General features: G+C 41.3%; 26 protein-coding genes. 10 read left to right on the top strand and 16 right to left on the bottom strand.

Annotated elements, in window-relative coordinates; genetic code table 11:
- Nucleotide 1: 1 nt before the first annotated feature.
- From GTQ34_RS02230 to GTQ34_RS02200, 7 genes are all read left to right on the top strand, one after another.
- Nucleotides 2-1,237 (top strand): DUF1015 domain-containing protein, encoded by a 1,236-nt coding sequence (locus GTQ34_RS02230; RefSeq protein WP_166522129.1) that lies wholly within the window; start codon nucleotides 2-4, stop codon nucleotides 1,235-1,237.
- Between the two features lie 22 nt (nucleotides 1,238-1,259).
- Nucleotides 1,260-1,919, top strand: coding sequence for a YggS family pyridoxal phosphate-dependent enzyme (locus tag GTQ34_RS02225; protein ID WP_166522128.1), 660 nt, complete (start codon nucleotides 1,260-1,262; stop codon nucleotides 1,917-1,919).
- 13 nt (nucleotides 1,920-1,932) lie between these two features.
- A complete protein-coding gene (locus tag GTQ34_RS02220; protein WP_166522127.1) occupies nucleotides 1,933-3,294 on the top strand; it encodes an exonuclease domain-containing protein in 1,362 nt (453 codons plus the stop codon).
- A complete protein-coding gene (locus GTQ34_RS02215; RefSeq protein ID WP_166522126.1) occupies nucleotides 3,291-4,130 on the top strand; it encodes an ion transporter in 840 nt (279 codons plus the stop codon). Before GTQ34_RS02220 ends, GTQ34_RS02215 begins: the two co-directional genes overlap by 4 nt.
- Complete coding sequence (gene miaA, locus GTQ34_RS02210) at nucleotides 4,127-5,053, top strand: tRNA (adenosine(37)-N6)-dimethylallyltransferase MiaA (protein WP_166522125.1); 927 nt, start codon at nucleotides 4,127-4,129, stop codon at nucleotides 5,051-5,053. The genes GTQ34_RS02215 and miaA overlap by 4 nt, the downstream gene beginning before the upstream one ends.
- Nucleotides 5,043-5,537 (top strand): gluconokinase, encoded by a 495-nt coding sequence (locus GTQ34_RS02205; RefSeq protein WP_166522124.1) that lies wholly within the window; start codon nucleotides 5,043-5,045, stop codon nucleotides 5,535-5,537. Before miaA ends, GTQ34_RS02205 begins: the two co-directional genes overlap by 11 nt.
- 141 nt (nucleotides 5,538-5,678) lie before the next feature.
- A complete protein-coding gene (locus GTQ34_RS02200; protein WP_166522123.1) occupies nucleotides 5,679-7,727 on the top strand; it encodes a M13 family metallopeptidase in 2,049 nt (682 codons plus the stop codon).
- Between the two features lie 68 nt (nucleotides 7,728-7,795).
- On the opposite strand, the gene GTQ34_RS02195 is transcribed toward GTQ34_RS02200, so the two are convergent.
- The 13 genes from GTQ34_RS02195 to GTQ34_RS02135 all read right to left on the bottom strand — a co-directional run bounded on the left by GTQ34_RS02195 (nucleotide 7,796) and on the right by GTQ34_RS02135 (nucleotide 20,178).
- Nucleotides 7,796-8,509, bottom strand: a complete 714-nt coding sequence (locus GTQ34_RS02195; RefSeq protein ID WP_166522122.1) for a response regulator transcription factor — start codon at nucleotides 8,507-8,509, stop codon at nucleotides 7,796-7,798.
- Nucleotides 8,510-8,519: 10 nt separating this feature from the next.
- Nucleotides 8,520-10,103 carry a sensor histidine kinase gene (locus tag GTQ34_RS02190; RefSeq protein WP_166522121.1) on the bottom strand — a complete coding sequence of 528 codons (1,584 nt, stop codon included), beginning with the start codon at nucleotides 10,101-10,103 and terminating at the stop codon, nucleotides 8,520-8,522.
- Nucleotides 10,104-10,167: 64 nt separating this feature from the next.
- The gene (gene coaE, locus GTQ34_RS02185; RefSeq protein WP_166522120.1) at nucleotides 10,168-10,764 is read right to left on the bottom strand and encodes a dephospho-CoA kinase; all 597 of its coding nucleotides are present in this window, start codon (nucleotides 10,762-10,764) and stop codon (nucleotides 10,168-10,170) included.
- Nucleotides 10,761-11,678, bottom strand: coding sequence for a YbbR-like domain-containing protein (locus GTQ34_RS02180; RefSeq protein ID WP_166522119.1), 918 nt, complete (start codon nucleotides 11,676-11,678; stop codon nucleotides 10,761-10,763). Before GTQ34_RS02180 ends, coaE begins: the two co-directional genes overlap by 4 nt.
- A gap of 42 nt (nucleotides 11,679-11,720) precedes the next feature.
- A complete protein-coding gene (locus GTQ34_RS02175; RefSeq protein ID WP_166522118.1) occupies nucleotides 11,721-12,728 on the bottom strand; it encodes a glycosyltransferase family 2 protein in 1,008 nt (335 codons plus the stop codon).
- 55 nt (nucleotides 12,729-12,783) lie between these two features.
- The gene (locus GTQ34_RS02170) at nucleotides 12,784-13,596 is read right to left on the bottom strand and encodes an enoyl-ACP reductase FabI (RefSeq protein WP_166522117.1); all 813 of its coding nucleotides are present in this window, start codon (nucleotides 13,594-13,596) and stop codon (nucleotides 12,784-12,786) included.
- 85 nt (nucleotides 13,597-13,681) lie between these two features.
- The gene (gene recN / locus GTQ34_RS02165; protein WP_166522116.1) at nucleotides 13,682-15,334 is read right to left on the bottom strand and encodes a DNA repair protein RecN; all 1,653 of its coding nucleotides are present in this window, start codon (nucleotides 15,332-15,334) and stop codon (nucleotides 13,682-13,684) included.
- 46 nt (nucleotides 15,335-15,380) lie between these two features.
- A complete protein-coding gene (gene porD, locus GTQ34_RS02160; RefSeq protein WP_166522115.1) occupies nucleotides 15,381-16,268 on the bottom strand; it encodes a type IX secretion system protein PorD in 888 nt (295 codons plus the stop codon).
- Nucleotides 16,261-17,466, bottom strand: a complete 1,206-nt coding sequence (coaBC, locus tag GTQ34_RS02155; protein WP_166522114.1) for a bifunctional phosphopantothenoylcysteine decarboxylase/phosphopantothenate--cysteine ligase CoaBC — start codon at nucleotides 17,464-17,466, stop codon at nucleotides 16,261-16,263. The genes porD and coaBC overlap by 8 nt, the downstream gene beginning before the upstream one ends.
- Before the next feature lie 3 nt (nucleotides 17,467-17,469).
- Nucleotides 17,470-17,796, bottom strand: coding sequence for a DNA-directed RNA polymerase subunit omega (locus GTQ34_RS02150; protein WP_166522113.1), 327 nt, complete (start codon nucleotides 17,794-17,796; stop codon nucleotides 17,470-17,472).
- 23 nt (nucleotides 17,797-17,819) lie between these two features.
- Nucleotides 17,820-18,650, bottom strand: a complete 831-nt coding sequence (locus GTQ34_RS02145; RefSeq protein WP_166522112.1) for an outer membrane protein assembly factor BamD — start codon at nucleotides 18,648-18,650, stop codon at nucleotides 17,820-17,822.
- A gap of 104 nt (nucleotides 18,651-18,754) precedes the next feature.
- Nucleotides 18,755-19,645: a 4-hydroxy-tetrahydrodipicolinate synthase gene (dapA, locus tag GTQ34_RS02140; RefSeq protein ID WP_166522111.1), complete on the bottom strand. Its 891-nt coding sequence runs from the start codon at nucleotides 19,643-19,645 to the stop codon at nucleotides 18,755-18,757.
- Entirely contained in the window at nucleotides 19,645-20,178 is a 534-nt protein-coding gene (locus GTQ34_RS02135; protein ID WP_166522110.1) for a DUF6913 domain-containing protein, read from the bottom strand. The genes dapA and GTQ34_RS02135 overlap by 1 nt, the downstream gene beginning before the upstream one ends.
- Before the next feature lie 45 nt (nucleotides 20,179-20,223).
- Here GTQ34_RS02135 and GTQ34_RS02130 point away from each other — a divergent pair, with 45 nt between their 5' ends.
- The 3 genes from GTQ34_RS02130 to GTQ34_RS02120 are packed head-to-tail and all read left to right on the top strand — an operon-like array spanning nucleotide 20,224 to nucleotide 22,902.
- A complete protein-coding gene (locus GTQ34_RS02130; protein ID WP_208103809.1) occupies nucleotides 20,224-21,012 on the top strand; it encodes a 5'-nucleotidase C-terminal domain-containing protein in 789 nt (262 codons plus the stop codon).
- On the top strand, nucleotides 21,009-21,920 hold the full coding sequence (locus GTQ34_RS02125) for a bifunctional metallophosphatase/5'-nucleotidase (RefSeq protein WP_166522109.1): 912 nt from the start codon (nucleotides 21,009-21,011) through the stop codon (nucleotides 21,918-21,920). Before GTQ34_RS02130 ends, GTQ34_RS02125 begins: the two co-directional genes overlap by 4 nt.
- Before the next feature lie 58 nt (nucleotides 21,921-21,978).
- Nucleotides 21,979-22,902, top strand: a complete 924-nt coding sequence (locus GTQ34_RS02120) for a hypothetical protein (RefSeq protein WP_166522108.1) — start codon at nucleotides 21,979-21,981, stop codon at nucleotides 22,900-22,902.
- A 48-nt stretch (nucleotides 22,903-22,950) separates the two neighbouring features.
- Here the strand turns inward: GTQ34_RS02120 and GTQ34_RS02115 are convergent, their stop codons facing one another.
- From GTQ34_RS02115 to GTQ34_RS02105, 3 genes are read right to left on the bottom strand one after another with little or no spacing between them, the layout of a single operon-like run.
- The gene (locus GTQ34_RS02115) at nucleotides 22,951-23,247 is read right to left on the bottom strand and encodes a hypothetical protein (protein ID WP_166522107.1); all 297 of its coding nucleotides are present in this window, start codon (nucleotides 23,245-23,247) and stop codon (nucleotides 22,951-22,953) included.
- On the bottom strand, nucleotides 23,231-23,650 hold the full coding sequence (locus GTQ34_RS02110; RefSeq protein WP_166522106.1) for a hypothetical protein: 420 nt from the start codon (nucleotides 23,648-23,650) through the stop codon (nucleotides 23,231-23,233). Before GTQ34_RS02110 ends, GTQ34_RS02115 begins: the two co-directional genes overlap by 17 nt.
- Entirely contained in the window at nucleotides 23,647-24,051 is a 405-nt protein-coding gene (locus GTQ34_RS02105) for a hypothetical protein (protein WP_166522105.1), read from the bottom strand. The genes GTQ34_RS02110 and GTQ34_RS02105 overlap by 4 nt, the downstream gene beginning before the upstream one ends.
- Nucleotides 24,052-24,053: the final 2 nt, after the last annotated feature.

Genomic DNA, 24,053 nt, shown 5'->3' with positions numbered 1-24,053 from the left:
CATGGCCAGGATAAAACCCTTTAAGGCCATTCGTCCTGCGCAGGACAAGGTTGCTTTTGTGGCTTCAAAATCGTATGAGGAATATTCGAAAAACGAATTAAAGTCAATTTTAAAGTACAATCCGTTCTCGTTTCTTCATATTATCAATCCTGGTTTTAAATTTCACAAGAACATCACCGGAAAAGAACGCTTCGCATTGGTTCGCAACCGATATCTTGAATTTTTGGAAGAGCATGTGTTCGTAAAGGATGGTGAAGCCAGTTTTTATCTGTACCAAATTGCAAAAGGGGATTTTAAGAGCTTGGGCTTTTTTTGTGCCTGCAGTGTAGAGGACTACCGCAAAGATGTCATCAAAAAACATGAGGACACTATCCACAGAAGAGAACAATTGTTTGCCGATTATCTGTACACGGTAGGTTTTAATGCGGAACCTGTGCTGATGACCTATGCTGATGATTCTTCTATTTCGCATTTGTTCCAACAGGAGACAAAACACAAACCTGTTTATGATTTTACATCAACGGACAAAGTAAACCACCGACTCTGGAGAATTTCAAGTAAGGAGGTCATTTCAGAGCTAAAGTCCATATTTGAGGGTATGGATGCCTTGTACATAGCCGATGGCCATCATCGCAGTGCTTCCTCCAATCTTCTGGCCCAAAAAATGGAAACCGAAGATGCCAAGCATACGGGCAATGAGCCCTACAACTATTTTATGGCCTGTCTTATCCCCGAGTCCCACATCAAAATCTACGAATTCAATCGTATGGTCCGTGACCTCAATGGACTTTCCAAAGAAGAATTTCTGATAAAATTAGATGCCTCTTTCCGAATAGAAAAAAAAGAGGATGGACTCTATAAACCTACCAAAAAACATCACTTTAGCATGTACCTGGATGGAGAGTTCTATTCGCTTTATTTAAGAAAGACCAAGTATCAATTCACCGATGCCCTAAGTCAATTGGACACACAAATACTGTATAAGACCATATTGGAACCTATTTTGGGCATACACGACCTTCGAAACGATAAACGAATCTTCTATGGCTTTGGAAAACATAATCTCATTAAGATGAAAGACAGTGTGGACAAAGGTCAGTTCGCAGTAGGTTTCAGTTTGGTGCCCATAACCATGGAAGAAATAAAAAGTATTGCCGATGCCGGGCTGGTGATGCCTCCCAAAAGCACTTATATTGAACCCAAATTACGAAGTGGACTGACCATTTATGAGCTATAATGATCGCTAATATTGTTGCAACATGTCGATAACGGATAATATTTTAAAATTCAAGAACAAACTGCCCGACCATGTGACCCTAGTCGCAGTGTCCAAAACCAAACCCAATGAGGCCATTTTGGAAGCCTACCAAGCTGGGCATAAAGTTTTTGGGGAGAACAAGGTGCAGGAAATGGTTAAAAAATGGGCGGACCTACCTAAGGATATTGAATGGCACATGATTGGTCACGTGCAACGCAACAAGGTAAAATACATGGCCGAGTTTGTCACTTTGATTCATGGCGTGGACAGTTTACGACTGTTGAAAGAAATCGACAAGCAGGGCAAAAAACACAATAGAATTATTCCATGTCTGCTTCAGATGCACATTGCCGAAGAAGACACCAAATTTGGGCTGGACAATTCGGACTTGGGGACTATGCTCCAATCGGAGGATTTCAAAGCCATGGAAAATATAAAAATAGCCGGGTTGATGGGCATGGCCACGTTTACGCAAAATGAAAAACAGGTCAGAAAGGAATTTGCCCATTTAAAATCTATTTTTGAAAACCTAAAGCAAAAACTTCCTGACATTTCCATACTTTCCATGGGTATGAGCGGGGATTATCAAATCGCAATCGAAGAGGGCAGCACCATGGTCCGCATTGGAAGTAGTATCTTTGGAGCTCGCAACTATTCATAAACCCAAGATTTTAATGTACGCCATTCTGGACATCGAGAGCACCGGAGGAAAATACAACGAGGAAGGTATCATGGAAATCGCAATCCATAAGTTCGATGGTCGCCAAGTAGTGGATAAATTCATGAGTTTGGTGAATCCTGAGCGTGAAATTCAGCCCTTTGTCACCAAACTCACAGGAATAAACAACAAAATGCTCCGTTCGGCACCCAAGTTTCATGAAGTGGCCAAACGGATTGTGGAAATAACCGAAGGAGCCACACTTGTGGCCCACAATGCCCAATTTGATTACCGAATACTTCGCACGGAGTTCCGTCGGTTAGGATATGATTTTCGCCGTAAAACACTCTGTACGGTAGATTTATCCAAAAAATTGTTGCCCGATGCAGAATCGCATAGTTTGGGGAAACTGGTCCGTTCGTTGGGCATTCCCATGAGTGATCGACACCGTGCCAATGGAGACGCCATAGCTACTCTGAAACTTTTTAAATTGCTTTTGGGCAAGGATACTAGCAAAGACATTCTAAAAGAAGTTGTTCGAGAAGCAGAACATGGTGAACTCTCACCCAACCAATTGGATATCATATCTGAACTACCTGCGGAAACTGGCGTCTATTATATGCATGACAAAGACGGGGAAATCATTTTCCTCGGAAAGACCACAAACATCAAGAAAAGGGTCAACCAGCATTTTACCAATCTGGGTGTTCTGGCCCGTAAGCTCCAAAAACAAACCAAAAAAGTAAGCTATGAACTTACGGGAAGTGAGTTGGTTGCGATTTTGAAGGAATACGAGGAGCTCAGGAAAAACAGGCCGAGACATAATAATATTGCCAAGAAAAAGCTTTTTTCCCATACCCTCAACTTTTCAAGCAATGGAAAGCCCCACAGGGTGGCCGAGATTATCAAAAGTCAATTTCTAGAAGCGGAGAGAATCGGATTTAATGGTGTTCCGTCCGCGATGAGCTTTCTGAAAAGGGTCAGCAAAGAATTTGCTATCTGCCCTAGCTCATTTGGGCTTCAGGATTCGTGCTTCCACAAGGAGAGCCCATGCACCGCTGGTTGTTCAGACATTCAGGATGCTGCAAAATACAATCAAAAAATCCATGCCGTATTACAGAAATACAGTATTAGAAACAAGAATATGGTGCTACTGGATAAAGGAAGGGAAACGGGGGAAAAAGGCCTGGTACTTATCAAAAATGGAAAGCTTAAGGGTTTTGGATTTATGGAACTCAACCATCAAATCAATAATATTCATATATTAGAATCAATAATCACTCCCATGTCTGGCGATGAAAACACTACATTTATCATTGAATCTTACTTGAGAAAAAACCATAGACTCAAAGTTTTAGACCTAAGCCCTTCACTTTGAAAGAGCATAAAATACATTCGGGATGGAAAAGTAAACTTCATGAAATAATTTATGAAGCAGATACTCCCTCGGGCAAGGTATTCGATATTTTACTTTTTGTCTTGATCATCTTAAGTGTGGTTTTGATCATGCTGGAAAGCATTAAGGAAGTAGATCAGAACTACCATGGAATTCTTTTGGCCTTGGAATGGGTGATTACTATATTTTTCAGCTTTGAATATATTGCACGTATCATAAGCGTAAAGAAACCTTGGAAATATATCTTAAGCTTTTATGGCATTATTGATTTCGTTTCCACCATTCCCCTTTACCTATCCTATCTTTTGGCAGGATCGCAGGTACTTTTGGCCGTTCGCGCTTTTCGCTTGTTGAGAATTTTCAGGATTCTGAAATTGGTGAAGTTTATCGGTGAAGCTTCACAATTACAATCAGCCCTTAGGGCCAGCAGGACGAAAATTGCGGTCTTCATCTACGTGGTCCTCATACTTTCGGTAATCTTAGGTACCCTAATGTATATAGTCGAGAGCGATGAAGCTGGCTTCACCAGTATTCCTCGAAGCATCTATTGGACCATTGTGACACTTACTACGGTAGGCTATGGTGATATTGCCCCACAGACGGCTCTGGGTCAATTTTTCGCCACCATCATTATGATATTGGGTTACGGAATTATTGCCGTGCCAACAGGTATAGTAACCGTTGAATTTTCAAAACAAAACAAGGTCAAGCAGCATATACCTCATGTGGACATAAATACACAATGCTGCGTAAACTGCACCGCAGAGGGACATAGGGACGATGCTTCCCATTGCTACAATTGTGGGGAGCCGCTATGAGCAACAAAGTACTGATTGCCATTGTTGGCCCGACGGCCATTGGGAAAACGTCCCTTGGAATCTTTTTGGCCAACCACTTTGAAACAGAGATTATTTCAGCCGATTCCAGACAGTTTTTCAAGGAAATGGAGATTGGTACTGCAGCACCTTCTGCAGAAGAGCTGAATCAAGTTCCACATCATTTTATTCAACATAAAAGTATTCAGGATTCCTATTCGGTCGGGGATTTTGAAAAAGAGGCTTTAGATAAGTTGGATGAATTATTTCAGAACCAAAATATTGTGATCCTCGTGGGAGGCAGCGGGCTTTATGTTGATGCAGTCATTCAGGGTTTAGATCAATTTCCCAAAATAAAACCTGGATTACGGGATGCACTAAATCTCAAATTAAAAGAGCATGGATTGGTCAGTCTGCAAGAAGATCTGAAAAAATATGATCCAGAATATCACAAGATTGTAGACCTGGAAAACCCCCACCGATTGATCAGGGCATTGGAAGTCTCCATAACAGCAAATCGCCCTTACTCATCTTTTTTGAACCAAAAAAAAGAACCCCGGCCGTTTCAGCATCTGTATGTTGGTTTACATGCTCCCCGTGAGGTAATATATGAACGCATCAACCTTCGGGTGGACCAAATGATGGAAGCGGGTCTATTGGAAGAGGTTAAAAGACTTTATCCTCAAAGAAATTTAAATGCACTACAGACAGTAGGCTATAGGGAACTTTTTGACTATATGGACGCAAAATATACGTTGGATTTTGCCATTTCCGAAATCAAAAAGAACACACGACGTTTTGCTAAGCGACAACTCACTTGGCTAAGAAAAAATCCTGAAATCTTGTGGGTGGACCATGATGCTAAACAGGAGGACATACTGAAATTGATTATGGAACGATTAAAAAGCATGGAGCATGCCACTTAAAAGTCCGGTATTGGTGATAATGGGTGTAAGTGGAACAGGGAAATCGACCATTGGCAAATTACTTGCGAATAAATTGAATGTACCCTTTTTTGATGGAGATGATTTTCATCCTAAATCGAATATTGAAAAAATGGGTGCTGGAATTCCGTTGAACGACTCGGACCGGGAAGGATGGTTAAAGCAATTGAATCAGTTGGCCTTGGATCACGAGCTCTCCGGTGCCGTTATCGCCTGTTCGGCGTTAAAAGAGTCTTACCGGGAAATTCTGAAAAATCAAATGAACGATCAGATGGAGTTTATTTTTCTGCAAGGTTCTTTGGAACTCATCAAAAAAAGAATGGAAGAACGAAAAGGGCACTTTATGCCAACAAAATTATTACAATCCCAGTTTGACACACTTGAAGTCCCAAAAGATGCCATTACCATTTTCATAGACCGAACACCCGAAGAATTGGTTTCCGATATACTGATGAAAATTCAATAAAACATCATTTTAATGATGATTTGCCAAAACTTAACATAAAAAGAGAAGCATATCCATTATATTGTCAAAATTTTTGGATCTAGAGCGTAACATATCATGCCCCAACAAGTCTTATTTATAACTAATTTAATTGTTTTTAAAATGAAAAAAGTATGGTTTTTAACAGCTTCTTTGATTATTCTGGGGAGTTGCAAAGAACAACCAAAAGAAACGACCGAAGTTGAGAAAATACCTGGAATCGTATTGAAAAATATGGACACTACGGTCAGTCCAAAAGAAGATTTTTATAATTACGTAAACGGGAACTGGATGAAAACCACCGAAATCCCAGAAGACCGGACCCGTTGGGGAGGTTTCTCGGTACTACGAAAATCCACCGATGCCGATGTGCTCCAGATAATATCCGATGCCAAAGAAAGCAACAAGTACGATGCCTCCACAGATCAGGCCAAGGCCATAGCGCTTTTTGACACTAAAATGGACACCACCGCTCGGAATGAGGCTGAAGTGGCTCCCTTGCGGCCAGCTCTAGATGCCATTGCCAGCATTCAAGACCTGAACGATCTTCAAACTGTACTGGCCACCAATCCCTCGGTATCCTCGCCGTTTGTTGGTGTATCCACTTTCGCCGATTTAAACAATAGCGCCATGAACGCTGTTTATCTAAGTCCCAATGGCTTGGGGCTTCCCGAGCGTGACTACTATTTGGAGCAAGATGACAAATCCAAAGAAATCCGTGAAGAGTACAAAAACCACATTGTAAAGATGCTTCAGATATTGGGGGATAGTGAAGAAGATGCAAAAGCTGCATCAGAAAAAATTCTTGAACTGGAAACGCAATTGGCCGAACCGAGATTGAACAAAGTAGAACGACGTGATGCCCGTAATTTGAACAATCCGAGGACCATCGCCGAGGTTGACGCCATGTTAAGCAGCATAGACCTTAGAAAGATGCTTATGGATATTGGTGCTACCAAGGAGTTCGACACTATTTTGATCACCCAATTGGATTATACCAAAGTGCTGAACGATTTTTTACAAAATACACCCATTGAAGACATTAAAACCCTAGTGCGTTGGGATACATTCAACAATGCTGCAAACCGGCTTACCACAGTAATTGAGAAAGCCAATTGGGAGTTTTACAGTAAATATTTGAGAGGAGCCGAAAAGCAGCGTCCTGCAGATGAAAGAGCACTTGCAACGGTGAACCGATCCTTAGGTGAAGCCTTGGGGCAGTTGTATGTTGATGCCAAGTTTCCGCCAGAAGCGAAGGCTAAGGCGGAAAAAATGATTGCCAACATTATTGAGGCCTATAAAGACCGTATTAAAAAATTGGATTGGATGGGGGACTCCACCAAGCTAAAAGCTATTGAAAAACTGGACAAGTTTACTGTAAAGATTGCTTACCCAAACAAGTGGGAGAACTATTCCACTATGGAGGTTTCCGCAGACAAGACGTACTTTGATAATATGGTAGCCGTAGATAAATGGCAGGTAGAAGATAATCTGGCAGATATTGGAGAGCCCGTGGATAAGAGTAAGTGGGGAATGTCTCCACAAACTGTGAATGCGTATTTCAATCCATTGAACAATGAAATTGTTTTTCCAGCGGCAATCCTGCAACCGCCATTTTACAACTACACGGCTGATGAAGCTGTTAATTATGGAGGAATCGGTGCAGTAATCGGGCACGAAATATCGCACGCCTTTGACGATAGTGGTTCCCGTTTTGATTCAGATGGCAACCTGAAAAACTGGTGGACCGAGGATGATTTGGCCGCTTTTACGCAGCGCGGGGATTCTCTGGCATCTCAATATGATAAACTAGAAGTGCTTCCCGATGTATTTGTTAATGGTAAATTCACCTTGGGTGAGAACATCGGTGACCTTGGTGGAGTTTTGGGCGCCTACGACGGATTACAACGCCATTTTGCTGAGAATGGAAGACCAGAAAACATTGATGGTTTCACCCCAGAGCAACGCTTCTTTATGTCCTGGGCCACCGTCTGGAGAACCAAAATTAGAGATGAAGCCTTACGGACACAAATCAAAACAGATCCCCATTCCCCGGGTCAGGTTAGGGCCATTCAACCCTTGTTGAACATACAAGCCTTTTACGATGCCTTCGACATTAAGGAAGGAGATAAAATGTACCTAGCACCGGAAGACCGGGTCTATATTTGGTAAAGAAAACAATTGGTATATATGAAAAAAACCACCCTTTTGGGGTGGTTTTCTATTTTGAAATGAAATCTTTATTGGTTTTCGGCCTTGACAACCAGTCGAAAGCCTTCACCATGGATATTAAGGATTTCTACTACGTCATCACGCTTTAAATATTTTCGCAACTTGGCAATATAGACATCCATACTTCGTGATGTGAAATAATTGTCGTCTCTCCAAATTTTGGTTAATGCCAGTTCTCTGGGCATCAAGTCGTTTTCATGCAGGGCCAATAAACGCAACAACTCATTTTCTTTTGGAGAAAGTTTAATGGGCTCTTCATCCTTATAGGTTAAAAAGCGAAGCTTCGAATTAAGATGGAAATTTCCTATTTCGAATTCAAACTGTTTACTGTCTGCCAAGGAGTTGGATGCTTTTCTTTGAAGAATGGCTTTAAGCTTCATTAGAAGCACTTCTGAGTCAAAAGGTTTGTTGAGATAATCATCAGCCCCTGCTTTGTATCCCTTAAGCACATCCTCTTTCATGGTTTTGGCTGTAAGGAAAATGATGGGCACATTTTCATTCTTCTCGCGTATTTCCCGAGCCAATGTAAATCCATCCTTGTAGGGCATCATTACATCCAAAATGCAGACATCGTAGTTGTCCTTCTTAAATTTTTCAAAACCCTCCATTCCATTCTTGGCCAATACAACATCGAAGTCGTTCATGGACAAATAATCTTTTAGGACAATTCCAAAATTGGGATCGTCCTCTACCAATAGTATTTTCTTTTTCTCTGTTTCCATGGTTCTTTTTCTAAATTAAGGGGAGTTTTATGAAGAAAGTGCTTCCTTTTCCTTTTTCACTTTCCGCATAGACCTCTCCCTGATGGTCTTCTATAATTCGTTTTACGTAGGCCAAGCCTAAACCGTGACCTTTTACGTTGTGTATGTCTCCTGTATGTTCGCGGTAGAACTTCTCAAAAACTCTTTTTAAAACCGCTTTGCTCATCCCAGCTCCTTGATCTTGAATTTTGATGATGATATTATTTTTTACAGTTTCCGTGTGCACTTCAATTTTTGGTGATTCCGGAGAATATTTTACTGCATTGTCCAGAACATTCACAATTACATTGGTCATATGCATATCATTGGCCAAGATTTCTGCTCGTTCCGCATTCAAATAGGATTTAACATATCCTCCCCTATCCGCCACAATCAATTCAATGTGTGCAATAGCATCACTTATCAGCTCGTGCACATCTACCCTGTCCTTACTGATATCCAATTGGTTTTTTTCCAATTTAGAAATACGCAGTACGTTCTCAACTTGTGCGTGCATACGCTTGTTTTCGTCCTTTATCATTCCCAGATAACGGAGAACTTTTTCCTTATCTTCCACAACAATGGGGTTTTTCAAGGCTTCAACAGCTAGATTGATCGTCGCGATCGGTGTTTTGAACTCATGTGTCATGTTATTGATGAAATCAGACTTGATCTCCGATATCTGCTTTTGCTTGATCAGCTGGTAAATGGCACTTGAATATGCAATCATGATCACCAATGTAAAAATCAATGACAAGAGTGCCATTCCTGTGATGGACTTAAAAAGGAATTTCTTCATTCTAGGAAAAGTCAGCAATAACGAAAAGTTGGTATTTCCCTCACTATCTTTAAAAATGGGTGCCTTGTACATTTTGGCTTGAGAAAACTTGAACTTCTTTGAACGCACCTTAGTAGGATATCCTTGACTGTAGACACCATATTCGTAGTCGATGTCTATCCCTCTATTTTTCAGCTCTTGGCTCAACAACAATTCCAGCTCTTGATTGGAAACTCTTTTGTGCAGTGGTCTGGTTTTTGCGTATTCCATGAACACATCTTCCCAAGCCGCTTTATCAATTTTTGATAGTCCTCCAATCTTCTCGGCTTTCTGGATGGGGGTTAAGCTATAACTTTTGCCATCCAGTCCATATTCTTCTTTATATATGGTTTTGGTGCGCTTGCTGGTGTAATTTTTAAAAGTGGTGGTATCATCCTCACTTTCAATATTATCAAAGAACGTAGATGTTATATTGTAATCTTCTTCTAAAATTCCATGGGAATAAAAGAGTATTTCGTCTGAATTCAGATCACGATCAACAAATAAAAAATTTCTGAACTGAGTGGTTTTTGGTTGTCCTAAGCTATCTACCAGAGAAGCCAAACGGTCTGAATACTCTTTCATCTCCTTCCTCTCCACTCTACTGGCCACTTTGTCCAGTATGTCCGTTACTGTTCTCGAGAATTGCTCTTCTTTGTCGTTAATGGATGTTCTGATCCAATATACCTGAACAAAAATTATCCCTATCAAGGATAAACTCATTAAAATGACCAGAAGAACAAATAGCTTCTTGTTCATCGAAACAAAATTAGAAATTTAACATTTAGGCCTTTTATCGTTTAACCTAACCTTAACAAAAATGTTAAAATCTAGGCTCGGCTAGCTTTAAAAGGGTAGTATGAAGTCTATTGACCTTTTTCTGGGTTGCCTCCCAATCGGTATTTTCAATGAGGAAATCCGCAAGCTCAATTTTCAGTTGATCGTCCATTTGATTTTTTATCCTATAATGGACTTTTTCCTGTGATACTTGATCCCGCTCCACAACCCGCTCCACACGCATTTGAAGGGGTGCTGTTACAAGTATTACCAAATCGTACTGGTCCTGTATTCCATTCTCGAAAATCAGCGCCGATTCCTGAATTACATAAGGTGCCGATTGCTCTTTACGCCACTGATAAAAATGTTCCCTAACCACAGGGTGCACAATAGCATTCAGTTTTTCTAAAATATCCTTGTTTGAAAAAGCCTTATTGGCTATAAAATCTCGATTCAACTGATTTTCATCGTACGCTTGCTCACCAAGTAATGAAATAATGCCCGCTTTAACATCGGGAGAAGTGGTCATCAACTGTTTCGCCTCAGCATCGGAATCATAAACGGGGACACCGAGTTCCCTGAACATTTGGGCCACCGTGCTTTTGCCACTTCCTATTCCACCTGTCAGTCCTATTGTGATCATTGCTGTTCCAAAACAAAATTAACCGTTTTTTCAAGCAGTCTGACATCATAAACATTTTTGGGCAATTGTTTCAATTCCAAATACAGCATGTTTTCGGCCGAACCATCCAATTGGCCATAATCTGCAACTACTTCAAAATCCGATTTCGAAACCTCCTTGAGTCGGTCGAGCGTGGCCTTACAGAGGACCGATACGGTATTGGGAAAGGTTTTTACCCTGTATCCCTCAGGAGAATTTACTACCTTGATGGGAAGTGTGAATACTTCTTCTGAAAACCTAGCAACTTTTCCTGAAATTTTTACTCTTCCCTCGGAAAAAATGGTGTTGTCCAGGCCTTTCGGAAAAATTAGGGTCGCTTCTGTGGAGAAACTGGTGGATACGTCGGTTAATTCCATTTGAGATGTTTCAATCACCACCAAGGTGTCTATCTCAGCCGAAGGGCCTTTTACTGTAACGTGGGATGGAACGACCTCCAGCGGGCCCTCCAAGAGGAAGTTTTGTTGAAATTGGATGTTCAGGTTGGGCTTGATTGGAATTTCCCTGGATACTACCTGATACAAATCCACAACCAATTGTCTTCTATCCAAATCCAGCAGGGAAATGTTCTGGGAGAGTTGTCCGTCAACTTGTTTTTTCAATACTTCTTCCTCAATGACATACGCCCCGTTTTCAACTGTTGCCTGGGAAACGTCTATGTCCAATCGTTTGGTGAAAAAGTTGTAGTATAAAAATCGAAAGCCACTCGTCCGAATTTTGGCCTCCATGGAACTGACCGCATTCTTTCCCAATAGCATAGTGTCTGGTAGATTTCTATAGTTCAAGGTGAAGTCGCATCTGGATTCATAGGGTTCAGAAAGGTTGCTTAAGAACCACGCTAAAAAAGAGCATACCAAAAACAGTGAAAATACCTTCACTTTTTTTTGATTGAGGTTGCGCAACAAATTTTTAAACACGTCTTATTTCAACTTAAAAAACAATTTTGGAAACAGTTCTTCTGGCTCCTTTTTATTAAAAGTAAGTAAGATTGTCGATTTTAGAAAACCTAAACCGTATCCCGTGAACTGAACAAGGGCCGCAAACACAGCAAGCAAGGCTACCACCAGGTTTCCAGTCTTAAATATCGCATCCGAAAACAAGAGCAGAAAGTACGCTATGTACAATATGGCGGGCAAAACGATCCCAAAAAGTAGAAGCCCCAAGGACAGCATCAGTCCAAAAACAAACAAGGTGGGAAACCAATATGTAGGCCTCGCCGTATCAGGATGCCATTGGTTCAATATGGGTCTGACCATTCCAAATTTGTTGACTTGAATATAAAACTTGTTCCAATCAATCCTCCTTTTGTGATAGACAAAGGCGTTCAAAAACAGTCTAGATTCAAATCCCGCCTTCCAAATACGAAAAGTGAGATCTGGGTCTTCGCCTGGATGAATTTGACCAAATCCTCCTACTTTCTCAAAAACTGATTTGGATATACCCATATTAAAGCTGCGGGGCTGAAACTTGCCCACACCCTTTTTCCCTCCGCGAATACCCCCGGTGGTCAAAAACGATGTCATCACATAATTGATGGCCTTTTGAACGATGGTGAAGGATTCTTCTGCAGCATCGGGGCCTCCAAAGCAATGCACAAAGTTATCTTGTAATTCTTTTGCAACCTCGGTTAGATAGTGTTTGGGCAGAATACAGTCCGAATCCAAAATAATAAAGTAATTCCCCTTGGCTTTTCGCATTCCAAAATTTCTGGAATCACCAGGCCCTGAATTGTCCTTATAGTAGTAGGAAATCTGAAGATCATTCTGAAACTTCTTCACCACATCCTCAGAACTTTCTTGTGAACCATCTTCCACAATGACCACTTCGTACTCCAACTTAAAATCTTGTTGGACCAAACTATCCAACAGTTCCCTAATTTCCTCAGGTCGATTGTATACAGGTACGATTATGGAAAAAGAAGTGTTCATATCAAAACAGAAAAGCCACCCAAGATTGGATGGCTTCCCACAAAAATTTTATTTGTTAATCGGTGAACTCATCAATTACTTCTTGACTCACTCCCGTATTGGAGAAGCCACCATCGTGAAATAGGTTCTGCATGGTCACCTTTCTGGTTAAATCGGAAAATAGGCTAACGGTGTAGTTCGCACAATCGTCGGCGGTTGCATTTCCCAAGGGCGACATTTTTTCGGCGTAAGTGATAAAACCATCAAAGCCTTTTACCCCCTGCCCTGCCGTTGTGGGCGTAGGTGATTGGGAAATGGTGTTCACCCTAACTTTCTTTTCCTTGCCAAAGAAGTAGCCAAAACTACGGGCAACGGATTCCAAATAGGCCTTGTTATCGGCCATGTCATTGTAATCCGGAAAAGTACGTTGGGCCGCCATATAGGTCAATGCGACAATACTGCCCCATTCGCTCATAGCATCGGCTTTGTACAAGGTTTGCATAACCTTGTGGAAAGATAGGGCCGAAACGTCCCAGCCCTTGGTTGTAAAATCATAGTTTTCATCGGTATAGGCCCGTCCTTTCCTTACGTTTACGGACATACCTATGGAATGCAGGACAAAATCCAACTTTCCACCAAGAATCTCCATGGCTTGGTCCACCAAGTTTTTCAAATCTTCTTCACTGGTGGCATCAGCCGGAATAATTTCAGCATTGGTCTTTGCTGCCAATTCTTTTATCTGTCCCATTCGCATGGCGATGGGCGCATTGGTCAATACAAAAGTTCCTCCTTCTTCGTGGACCCGCTCCGCTGTTTTCCAAGCGATTGAGTTTTCATCCAATGCTCCAAAAATAATTCCTTTTTTACCTTTTAAAAGATTGTAAGCCATAGTTGTTTTTCCTGTTGTTTGTCCTGCGACAAAGATATCTATTCTATTTTTAAGTTTCGATTATTCTCCTGTTGCCAATCCCCATCTATTGTAAAAGTTGCTTTGCATGGGCCAAGGCCGATTCAGATAAAGTTTTGCCTCCCAACATTTCGGCAAGTTCCTGTACACGTTCCTTTTCACTCAGCTTTTTCATCCGTGTACTGGTCCCTGATTCATGTTCTTCTTTATATACTTTAAATTGATGCTGTCCCTTGGATGCCACTTGGGGCAAATGGGTAATGGAGAACACCTGCATGTTCTTGCTCATTTCTTGCATGATTTCTCCCATTCTGTTGGAAATTTCTCCCGAGACACCCGTATCGATTTCATCGAACATCATGGTGGGCAATTGTTCATAGGAAGCCAAAATGGATTTGATGGTCAGCATAATTCTTGACAGTTCCCCGCCAGAAGCCACCTTTTTCAGTTCACCATAATTGGAGCCTTTGTTGGCAGAAAACAAGAAGATTAGATCGTCCTTTCCGTTCGTCTTAAAGGTGTTTGAAGGTTTGGCCTCAATATAAAACGAAGCTGAAGGCATACCCAGTTGCACTAGGTTTACCTGCAACCTCTCCTTGAGTTCAGGAATCACCTTATTTCTGGCATTTCTAATCTCCAGGGCCATTTCCTCAAGCTTTTCGGTCATCTGGTTGACCTCTGCTTTTTTGCTCGCAATCTTTGATTCAATATTGGCGACATCATCCACTTTTTGTGAAAGCTCCTCTTTGATTTGGATAAGTGCATCTACCGAACCAACTTGATGCTTTTTTTGAAGGTCATAAAGTTGTTGCAGTTGACTGTTAACGGTTTCCAATCGTGCTGGATTGGCCTCAACGGTATCCGTCAACTGTTCCAATTCATTGGAAATATCATCCATTTCAATTACCACAGACTGAATACGCTCGTTCAAAGCATGATAGTCGGGCCCAAAATCTGCCAATTGTTGCATGGCCCGTTTCAGATTGGCCAATTGGGCCAGAACACCTATTTCTTCATGCTGTAACAATTGGTGCCCCAAAGAGAGCTGCTCCATAATTTGCTCTACATTGTTCAATTGTTCATATTCGGCCTCCAATTCCTCCTGAATACCAGGCTTTAAATGCACAGCTTCCAATTCTTTCAACAAAAAGCTATTGTAATCCTGTTCCTTATCCGCATTCGATTGGAAATCAATCAATCCCTGCAATTCCTTGGAAACTTTTAGAAATTCCTCAAGCTGGTTTCTGTAGTTTTTTAATCGTTCCGTATTTTCCGCCAAGGCATCCACAACCTTTAACTGAAACTCGTTTTCGGTAAGTTGTAACGTCTGATGCTGGGAATGCACATCGACCAACTGACCTCCCAACGTTTTTAATATATCAAGTGTAACGGGTGTGTCATTGACAAAGGCCCTTGATTTTCCACTTGGAAGGATTTCCCTCCGCAATAGGGTCCTATCTTCATGATCAACATCATTTTCTTCGAAAAAAGGTTCCAGCCTGTAATTTGAGATGTCAAATTCGGCTTCAATGATGCATTTTTGGGTTTCATCCTTTAGGGAAGATAAGTCAGCACGCTTACCCAACACCAATGAAAGTCCACCCAATAAAATGGACTTGCCTGCGCCGGTTTCTCCAGTTATCGTGGTAAAACCATCCGAAAACTGGACATCGATATCATCTATCAGTGCGTAATTCTTGATGGAAAGATTTGTAAGCAAAGCCGAAGATTTTCTCCGTAAAGATATAGCACTTTGCAGAAATGGGCTAGTAATTTATTTCGTTCCAGATATTGGAATAAAAGGGTGCCACTTTGTTTAGCGTCTCCTTTAGTTTTATGATATCCACTTTAGGGCCATCTGAGAAAATATTTTGTATTTCCTCTGCTTTAGCGTCAAAGAAAGTCTGGATTAAAAAGGCATTGGGTCTTCTGCTGATCAAGGTTTCGAACAGCCGCAGACTTCCTGCTATAATTTGCTTTCCAGTACTGTTGTTATCACCAAGTATGTCCAATCCCTTTCTGTGATAGTTGTAAAGCGCAATGCGATATTCACGGAAGGAATTGCTCAGCAAATTATCCACCAGTTCAAAACGGGTACGCTCCCCGGTTTCTTGGTTCCATCCTGCATAATTTGAACTTTGTGCCTGTGTTACAATGTTCTGGGCCAATCGATAGTACTCGTCACCACCTTCTAGGGAAAAGGTATCGGCATCCAACCCGAGCATGATGTACACATAATAACTTATGACCGCAACCAAATTGGAATCAAAGGAGTTGGGATTATAAACCAAAGGTTCAAACTCTTGGTATTGAAAGTTGAATGCGTCATCTTTATAGTTGAAGACGGGGCTTTCGTAAGACGTGTTGTATACGGGTCTTGAAGATTGTATTTGAATATTGGCCTCAAAACGGTCAGATTCGTACTGGGTCACAGTGATGAACATACGTGCATTGACGCGTTCATTCTCTCGATACACCCTATTGGTCCATTTGTTTTTGTTCACAAAATCGTTGAGGGAACGCTCCAGGGTCCTAAAAATTTGCTGATTGGTCTGTCCTACTTGATCGGAATTAACCGTTACCACACAATTAAGTTCTTGTGCCAAAGCAACATAAAAACCAAATAAGAAAAACAGTAAAAAAAGTTTACGCATGAATCCTGGAGATGATTTCTTTCCAAATATCCGAAGCCACTTCCGGCTTGGTCTTTAGTTCAAACGTGGATAAGTCCAAATTCTTATCGATAAAGGTGATTTTATTGGTGCTCTGTCCGAAGCCTGCTCCAATATCTTTCAACGAGTTGAGCACAATGGCATCCAAGTTTTTGCGCTTTAGCTTTCCTTTGGCATTCTCCAATTCGTTGTCCGTTTCCAAAGCAAAGCCTACTAAAAATTGATGGGTCTTTTTCTCTCCCAAAGATTTTAAAATGTCTGGGTTACGCTCCAATTGAATGTGGAGTTCTCCTTCCTGCTTTTTAATTTTTGTGGCGGAAACCTCTTTGGGCCTATAGTCTGCTACGGCAGCAGCGGCTATGGCAATATCCACATCGTCATAATGTTTGTGACAAGCTGCATACATTTCTTGAGCGGAGGTAACACGTATCAAAACAATGGAATCATTCTCCAGGTTCAAGTGGGTGGGGCCAGATACCAAAATTACTTTTGCTCCAAGTGATACCGCTTTTTTGGCCAGTTCGTACCCCATTGTACCAGTGGAACGGTTGCCTAAAAATCGAACGGGGTCAATGTCTTCATGTGTGGGTCCTGCAGTAATCAGTACTTTTTTCCCTTTTAAGGGAAGGCTTTTGGTCAAGTCGTTTTTAATAAACTCGATAATATTTTCAGGTTCGGCCATGCGGCCTTCTCCATGGAGACCGCTGGCCAGTTCTCCTTTTTCAGCTGGAATCATCACATTGCCAAAAGATTCCAGTTTATCCATTGATGCCTTGGTTGAAGGGTGTTTGTACATGTCCAAATCCATCGCAGGTGCAAAATAAACAGGGCATTTGGCTGACAAGTAGGTGGCCAACAGCAAGTTATCACAAACGCCATTTGCCATTTTAGATAGGGTATTTGCCGTTGCCGGGGCAATGATCATGAGGTCCGCCCAAAGGCCCAACTCCACATGGTTGTTCCAAGAGATACTGCCATATTCCTCGTTCACAAAATCCGTCAACACTGGATTTTTGGATAATGTGGCCAAGGTAAGTGGAGAAACAAAAGAGCCAGCACTTTGGGTCATGACTATCTTGACCTCTGCACCGGCTTTTATAAGCAACCGTACAAGAAATGTGGTCTTATACGCGGCAATTCCCCCGGTAATACCCAAAAGAATGTTTTTGCCGCAGAGCATTTCTTAGGCGTCTTTCTCTGTGTTTCTGTAATAGATTTTATCCTCGAGCCATTCTTGGATGGCCAAAGCATGGGGCTTGGGCAGTTTTTCGTAGAATTTGGATACCTCAATTTGCTCCTTGTTTTCAAAAACCTCTTCAAGACTGTCACTATAGGTGGCAAATTCTTCCAACTTCTCCAATAGTTCCTTTTTTATTTCAGAGTTGATTTGTATGGCCCGTTTAGAAGCTATGGAGATTGCTTCGTAAATATTATCGGTCTTTTCGTCGAACTCATTACGGTTAAGGGTTACCGTGGATACAGGAGCTTTGGTGTTTTTCAAATCTTGCATATACTTATACTTGCTTTAAACTATTATTTGGTGTTGGTGGCATACACGCCCAACTCTTCTTGAATCTTTTCAGCCAGATTATCGGCTTTTTTCTTAAACTCTGATTCTGGAAAATAACGCATCAAATTATTGTACGAACTTAACGCATCCTCCAGACGTTCTTTCCTTTTATTCTGTGTACTGTTCAGGGCCAGATTCGTGGTGGCCTCTACGCGGTAATACAAGGCCTCCTCTCGATAGATGGAACCTGGATTATCTGTGATAAAATTATCCAGGGCAGTAATGGCCGATATCAATATCGGAAAGTTGAATTCGCCCAACTTGGCAAATTGTTTTGCTATTTCCAATTGTTTTTTCTCCTTTTTAGACGTAAGCTCCCTTGCCATTTTGTTGGCCTCTTCAAAATACTCTGAATCTGGGTAGGTGTTAATGAAATTCTGCAACTTCACCAAGGCTTTGTCCGTATCGGTCTGATCTAGGGAATATACAGGGGATAGTTCATAATAGCTTTTGGCTCCCAAAAAACTGGCCTCTTGAATTTTGTCGCTTTTCGGATACGATTTTATAAACCTTTCAAACTGATATCCAGAAAGATAGTAGTCCTCGTTCTTAAAATAACTATCCGCAAAAAAGAACATGACCCTTTCACCTTGAGGCTTTCCAACATATTTAGGAGCAATCTGCTCGTAAAGCCTGTTGGCCCGCTTGAAATCTCCCTTTTCGTAAAATTTTTCTGCCAATTCATATTTGGCCTTTACATCCTCATTCTTGAGCACCTTTTGATACTCACTACAGGATACCATGAAAACAAACAACAGAAACAAAGAGAATATGGTCCTCATTTTCGAAAACATTTTGCAAAATTAGTGATAATGAACGGATATAAAAAGGTTTTCACGGTCAAAGGTAAATGCAAAAAAAAGTCACTGCCAAGCTTTTGGGCAAGATTTAACGCTTTTTAGGCGAGGGCGGGGTTCAGGGTTTTTAAAAAGGTCCCTATCCTATTTTTTAAGGATGCGGAGGCTTCGACCAAAGGTAATCGCACAACAGCACTTCCCAATGCTACATTTTCCAACACGCTTTTGATGCCTGCAGGGTTTCCCTCCTCAAAGATCAATTGCATCAAAGGCCGCAATTGATGATGGATTGCATAGGCACTTTGCGAATCACCTGCCATGCCTAGGTCCATCATTTTGGAGAAAAGCTCGGGAAGTCCTTGACCCAAAACGGATATAACGCCATCACCACCGGCCAAAACTGTAGGAAGTGCAGTGAAATCATCACCAGAAATAACCAAGAAGTCCTGGGGACGGTCCCTTATGATACCTTCGATTTGCGCCATATCTCCAGAGGCTTCCTTAATGGCTATGATATTGGAAAAATCATGTGCCAAACGCAAGGTGGTTTCAGCCAAAATATTGCTTCCTGTTCTTGATGGTACGTTGTACAAAACAATCGGCTTTGGCGAGGATTGGGCAACAGCCTTAAAATGTTGATATATTCCCTCTTGTGTAGGTCTATTGTAATATGGTGAAACCGACAAAACAGCCATAAAATAGGAAAGATTGAGCGTTTGAAGATCTTCAATCACTTTTGCGGTATCGTTTCCGCCAACACCCAATACGAGTGGTAGCCTGCCCGCATTAGCACGAACCACCGTGTCCATTACTTGCTGCTTTTCCACTTTAGAAAGGGTAGCGGATTCGGCTGTCGTCCCCAAAATCACCAAATAGTCCACACCACCATTAATACAGTGTTCAACAATACTTTCCAGTGCCTTCACGTCAATCGAAAGGTCTTTTGTAAACGGTGTGACCAAAGCGACGCCGGTTCCCTTCAAGTGTTCCATCAGAGTTCGTTTAAAACTTTTAAATATTTTTTCAATTCGCTCTTAAAGAGCTCAAAATCCTTTAAAGAGGTATTTAAGATCAAGTCATTTATTTTTAAATCCTGGGCTCCCAAACCAACTTTGATTCGAGCGTTGGTTTTAACGGACAATAACTTCATCATTAAATTGTCATCTTCATAATAATTGATCAACATGTCATATTCCCTTCCCAAAAATTCCAATACATACCCATTCTCTATTTCTCCCTTCCAGCCTAGGTCCTTATCCGAAAACATTTGTATCGCATAAGGTGAATTTTTATCATATTCCCTTTTGTAACCAATAATCTTTATGGCATTGGGCCTTAATGAAAAATCATCGATTAGCTCATAAAAAGCTTCCGCCTGCTGAAAATGGTCAACATCAACAATACAGCCTATACTGGTAATTCCTTTCTCTCTTTGAACTGGTATGGACGGCCTGTCCATTTCCTCCTGCAAGTATTTAAGACCCGATTTAACCTTAAATTTATCTTGGAGCCCCTTGAAAAACATATTTTTTGTGCATTTTTACAAAGGTAATTATTCTACCAAGACTACTTGAACAAAGATAAGCGTGTGAATGATTTAAAATTAAAACAAATTGTTATATTCTTAACTTTTTGTTTTTTCATTTCCTGTACATCGGAAAAAAAACACTTAAAAACCATACACGGAGCACAAATTCAAATTGATTCGACCATCACAGCGGTTGATTCCCTGGACATTTTTGTGAAACCGTACCGCGTTCGAATTGATGAAGTTCTGGACAGCACTCTGGCACATGCACCTCTACCTCTGTTATTGGACGACGGAGCAAGAAATACCTCAATGGGCAACCTGATGGCGGATATTGTCCTTGAGGAAACCGCACCGCTCTTTCAAAAACAAACCGGTAAGAATTTGGATTTTGTGGTACTTAACCGAGGTGGAATCCGTTCCATTATCTCGGCAGGAAACGTGAACGCCCGAAATGCTTACGAGGTAATGCCCTTTGAGAACTACATTGCCGTAGTGGAACTCGATGGAGCTGCCGCAAGACAGTTGTTTACTTTTCTGGCCGAAGCTCCTAGACCACATCCAATTGCCGGCATACAAATTGTTTTGGGCAAAAATGGCAAATTGGAATCCGTTACCATAAACGGGAGCCCTTTTGATGAGAACAGGAATTATTTTGTGGCGACTTCTGACTATTTGGTCAATGGCGGTCCGAGTATTGGATTTTTTGATGAAATGGTTTCCATAACCGACACTCGTTACTTATTGCGAAATGCCATTATTGACCATTTTAGAAAAGTCGATACATTGGTCGCTCGCGTGGATAGCAGATTTATACAATTGGACAAATGAAAAGAAGGGATTTTTTAACCCATACGACAGCTGCTGGCACATTGATCAGTTTGGGCGGAATTGGTCTCAGTTCATGCACTGGATTAGGGCGAAAACACATCACCATTTTGCATACCAACGATGTGCATAGCCACATTGACCCCTTTCCCATTTCGCATTCCCAGTATCCCAATTTGGGGGGCGTGGCCCGCAGGGCCACTTTGGTGGATAAGATACGCGACGAAAATCCCAATACGTTACTTTTTGATGCCGGTGATATTTTCCAAGGGACACCCTATTTCAATTTTTATGGGGGCGAATTGGAGTTTAAACTGATGAGCAAACTCCGCTACGATGCCGCTACAATTGGCAACCATGATTTTGACAATGGTGTTGAGGGACTGTTGGCCCAAGTGCCCCATGCTTCATTTGAATTGATTTCAGCCAATTACAATTTTTCCAACACAGTGATGGATGGTTATGTAAAACCATACAAGACTTATCTTTTGGATGGCATTCAAGTAGGTGTTTACGGAATTGGAATAGGACTGGACGGTTTAGTACTAAAGCGTCTTTATAAAGAGACTGAGTATCTAGATCCTTTTGAAATCGCTTTGGATATGGAAAAAAAACTCAAAGAGGAAGAACAATGCGATTTAATAATCTGTCTTTCCCATTTGGGCTATGCCTATGAAAATCCCAATCGCCCATGCGATATACTTTTGGCTCAAAGAACCTATCACACACACCTGATTATTGGAGGGCACACGCATACTTTCTTAGAAAAGCCTGATGTTAGAACCAATAAAAATGGGGAATCCGTATTGGTAAATCAAGTAGGAGCCTACGGCATCAATCTGGGTCGGATTGATTTTTATTTTGACTCTGGGAAGGAAACATCGGTAAAAGGAGTAAGCATTTCAGTTTAAGAAACTGTAACAATTCTTCAGAAGGGCACTCTTTAGGCAAAACATCAATCCTAAAGACATGTCCAAAATTTTCAAACCAATAGTACTGCTTGCTATTGCACTAATGATTGTCCAAGTCACTTTCTCCCAGAATGAGACCCTACTTAAAGGAGTTTACTTTTATGAGTCTCTGGCAGTCATAAAAGGAAAAGTTCAGAATCAAGCGCTATCACACGAGGTTATAATCAAAACCTCACCCACTTTTCCTTTGGCAAAGAACTCTGAAAGCCATCTTTTGGTAACAAATCTAAAAACTGATGGTGGCACCTTGGGCAAGGCTATTTTTACCTTTGCGGACGACAAGTTGCAATATATTGAAGCCCATGGAAATGCCATCGAAGTTTTGCTAAAATCCAAAATGGATTCCATGCAGCCTTTCATGCACTACAAAGCACTTTTCAAGCAACGGATTTTTGCGGATGTCGAGAAAGACGTTGTTTGGATGCTTACCGATGAATCTGCGCATCCCAATCTTTTTGCATGGGAAAATCCGTATTTGAATGAAGCAATAACCGAAGAATCTGGTAACGATTGGTCCGCAAAGATTCCAGATTTTATTCGAATGGGTGATGGTTTGGAAAAGTTACGGCCCATTTTAGAGGCAGAAAGCAGTTTTGTTCATGAAATGGAATTGGACGGTTCTGACCCCAATGCACAGTTGCAACTCGATTGTTATGGGATACGCTATGCTGGTTTTCCTCGCAAAATTGAGGCGCGTTTTGGTGACGATAAACTCAATGTGGTTTGGATTTTGACCGGTAAGGGCGAAGAGGATCGATTGCGAAAAAAATTGATTGAAGAATATGGAACACCGGTCTTTGTAACCGAAGCCTGGGAGATTTTTGATGATTGGACCGTGGGACTTCGCAAGGATAAGCCAGAAATTCTAGTGATGACTCCTGAATTGGGACAGTTTTACAAAAAAGAATACTTTAAACAATAGTATCGAATGCTCCCCGCAAAACAGTTTTCCCATAAAAAAATTCTGCCCCTAAAGATTCGCTTCAACCAACTCCCTGAATTCTTGATTGAGATCGTATTTTAGAAATGTTTTTCCCGCCCTGCGATACCAGTAATCTGCGTTCCATTGATCACCTTCCTTTCGATGTAAATAAGCGTGAATCCTGCTACCCATGGGCGTATGGAGTTCTTGGGCCATGTCGTGGGAAGCATTCCAGTCTCCTTTGGCATCCCACCACAAAGCTTGTAACGGCAAGGGCCAATCCAGGGAAGGCTTGGCCGCTTCCAATGTTTCTTGAAAATCTGAAAAGCTACTTGGTTGATTCACTTACCACAAATTGGGGCCACGCAAAACGGGCCATTATACCACCCCCCAACATAACGGCAAAATGTACCATATTGTCCAATTTATTGGGAAGAAATTGACCCAATACCCACAAGACCAAAATTACGGTCATAAAAGCAAAAACTCCCGAAATTTCTGTGCGTTTTACGTAAACTATCCTGTTATAAAATATTTTGGATACAAGACCACCCAATAAAAAGTTCAACCAGATTAAACTGGTTCGGTTTTGCTTAATGACCTTACTGAAAGTCGGAACTTCGTCATTGGACATACCCAATTTGACCAAAATAATATCGGCCAAAATCATTAACCCCAAAATGGAGGCAATTACAATTTTGGCAATTTTAATCGCCTTCTGATTCTTTTTAATATTTAAATGTATCATAACGCTTCCATATAATTCATTGACCAGAAAAGGTGTCCGTACAAAAGTCCCAGACCCAATAGAATGCTCAATACCCATATGGGAATTTTTTTATTGAGCCGCAAGAGAAAGGCAATGCCAATACTCAAAAGTGCCACACCAAAAAGGATAAGTACGGGATTCATCGAATCGGACATACGATAGTTTGGATCTTCAGTACCCAAAAACAAATGTGCCAAGATGGCTCCCAGGGCAAAGGGAATAAAGAAAAGCTTCTTCTGTGCTGCTTTTAGCAGGATGATGTTTGATGTGTCCCCTTTCGCTTCGTTCACATTAAGTATTACCTCAATGGCAACGTAAAGTATCGCAAAACCAATCATGATATACGTTACTATCTTGTCATATTCGCCGAGAAAATCCATAC

This window comes from Flagellimonas ochracea (assembly GCF_009903685.1).
Taxonomy (GTDB): Bacteria; Bacteroidota; Bacteroidia; order Flavobacteriales; family Flavobacteriaceae; genus Flagellimonas; species Flagellimonas ochracea.
Note: the sequence above shows the minus strand (reverse complement) of the source record. Positions and strands in the feature narration are given on the sequence as shown.

Excerpts from the sequence above, each read along its gene's own strand:
- GTQ34_RS02230 (WP_166522129.1), top strand. The coding sequence starts at position 2 with ATGGCCAGGATAAAACCCTTTAAGGCCATTCGTCCTGCGCAGGACAAG.
- GTQ34_RS02225 (WP_166522128.1), top strand. The coding sequence starts at position 1,260 with ATGTCGATAACGGATAATATTTTAAAATTCAAGAACAAACTGCCCGAC.
- GTQ34_RS02220 (WP_166522127.1), top strand. The coding sequence starts at position 1,933 with ATGTACGCCATTCTGGACATCGAGAGCACCGGAGGAAAATACAACGAG.
- miaA (WP_166522125.1), top strand. The coding sequence starts at position 4,127 with ATGAGCAACAAAGTACTGATTGCCATTGTTGGCCCGACGGCCATTGGG.
- GTQ34_RS02205 (WP_166522124.1), top strand. The coding sequence starts at position 5,043 with ATGCCACTTAAAAGTCCGGTATTGGTGATAATGGGTGTAAGTGGAACA.
- GTQ34_RS02200 (WP_166522123.1), top strand. The coding sequence starts at position 5,679 with ATGAAAAAAGTATGGTTTTTAACAGCTTCTTTGATTATTCTGGGGAGT.
- GTQ34_RS02195 (WP_166522122.1), bottom strand. The coding sequence starts at position 8,509 with ATGGAAACAGAGAAAAAGAAAATACTATTGGTAGAGGACGATCCCAAT.
- GTQ34_RS02190 (WP_166522121.1), bottom strand. The coding sequence starts at position 10,103 with ATGAACAAGAAGCTATTTGTTCTTCTGGTCATTTTAATGAGTTTATCC.
- coaE (WP_166522120.1), bottom strand. The coding sequence starts at position 10,764 with ATGATCACAATAGGACTGACAGGTGGAATAGGAAGTGGCAAAAGCACG.
- GTQ34_RS02175 (WP_166522118.1), bottom strand. The coding sequence starts at position 12,728 with ATGAACACTTCTTTTTCCATAATCGTACCTGTATACAATCGACCTGAG.
- GTQ34_RS02170 (WP_166522117.1), bottom strand. The coding sequence starts at position 13,596 with ATGGCTTACAATCTTTTAAAAGGTAAAAAAGGAATTATTTTTGGAGCA.
- porD (WP_166522115.1), bottom strand. The coding sequence starts at position 16,268 with ATGCGTAAACTTTTTTTACTGTTTTTCTTATTTGGTTTTTATGTTGCT.
- coaBC (WP_166522114.1), bottom strand. The coding sequence starts at position 17,466 with ATGCTCTGCGGCAAAAACATTCTTTTGGGTATTACCGGGGGAATTGCC.
- GTQ34_RS02150 (WP_166522113.1), bottom strand. The coding sequence starts at position 17,796 with ATGCAAGATTTGAAAAACACCAAAGCTCCTGTATCCACGGTAACCCTT.
- GTQ34_RS02145 (WP_166522112.1), bottom strand. The coding sequence starts at position 18,650 with ATGTTTTCGAAAATGAGGACCATATTCTCTTTGTTTCTGTTGTTTGTT.
- dapA (WP_166522111.1), bottom strand. The coding sequence starts at position 19,645 with ATGGAACACTTGAAGGGAACCGGCGTCGCTTTGGTCACACCGTTTACA.
- GTQ34_RS02135 (WP_166522110.1), bottom strand. The coding sequence starts at position 20,178 with ATGTTTTTCAAGGGGCTCCAAGATAAATTTAAGGTTAAATCGGGTCTT.
- GTQ34_RS02125 (WP_166522109.1), top strand. The coding sequence starts at position 21,009 with ATGAAAAGAAGGGATTTTTTAACCCATACGACAGCTGCTGGCACATTG.
- GTQ34_RS02120 (WP_166522108.1), top strand. The coding sequence starts at position 21,979 with ATGTCCAAAATTTTCAAACCAATAGTACTGCTTGCTATTGCACTAATG.
- GTQ34_RS02110 (WP_166522106.1), bottom strand. The coding sequence starts at position 23,650 with ATGATACATTTAAATATTAAAAAGAATCAGAAGGCGATTAAAATTGCC.
- GTQ34_RS02105 (WP_166522105.1), bottom strand. The coding sequence starts at position 24,051 with ATGGATTTTCTCGGCGAATATGACAAGATAGTAACGTATATCATGATT.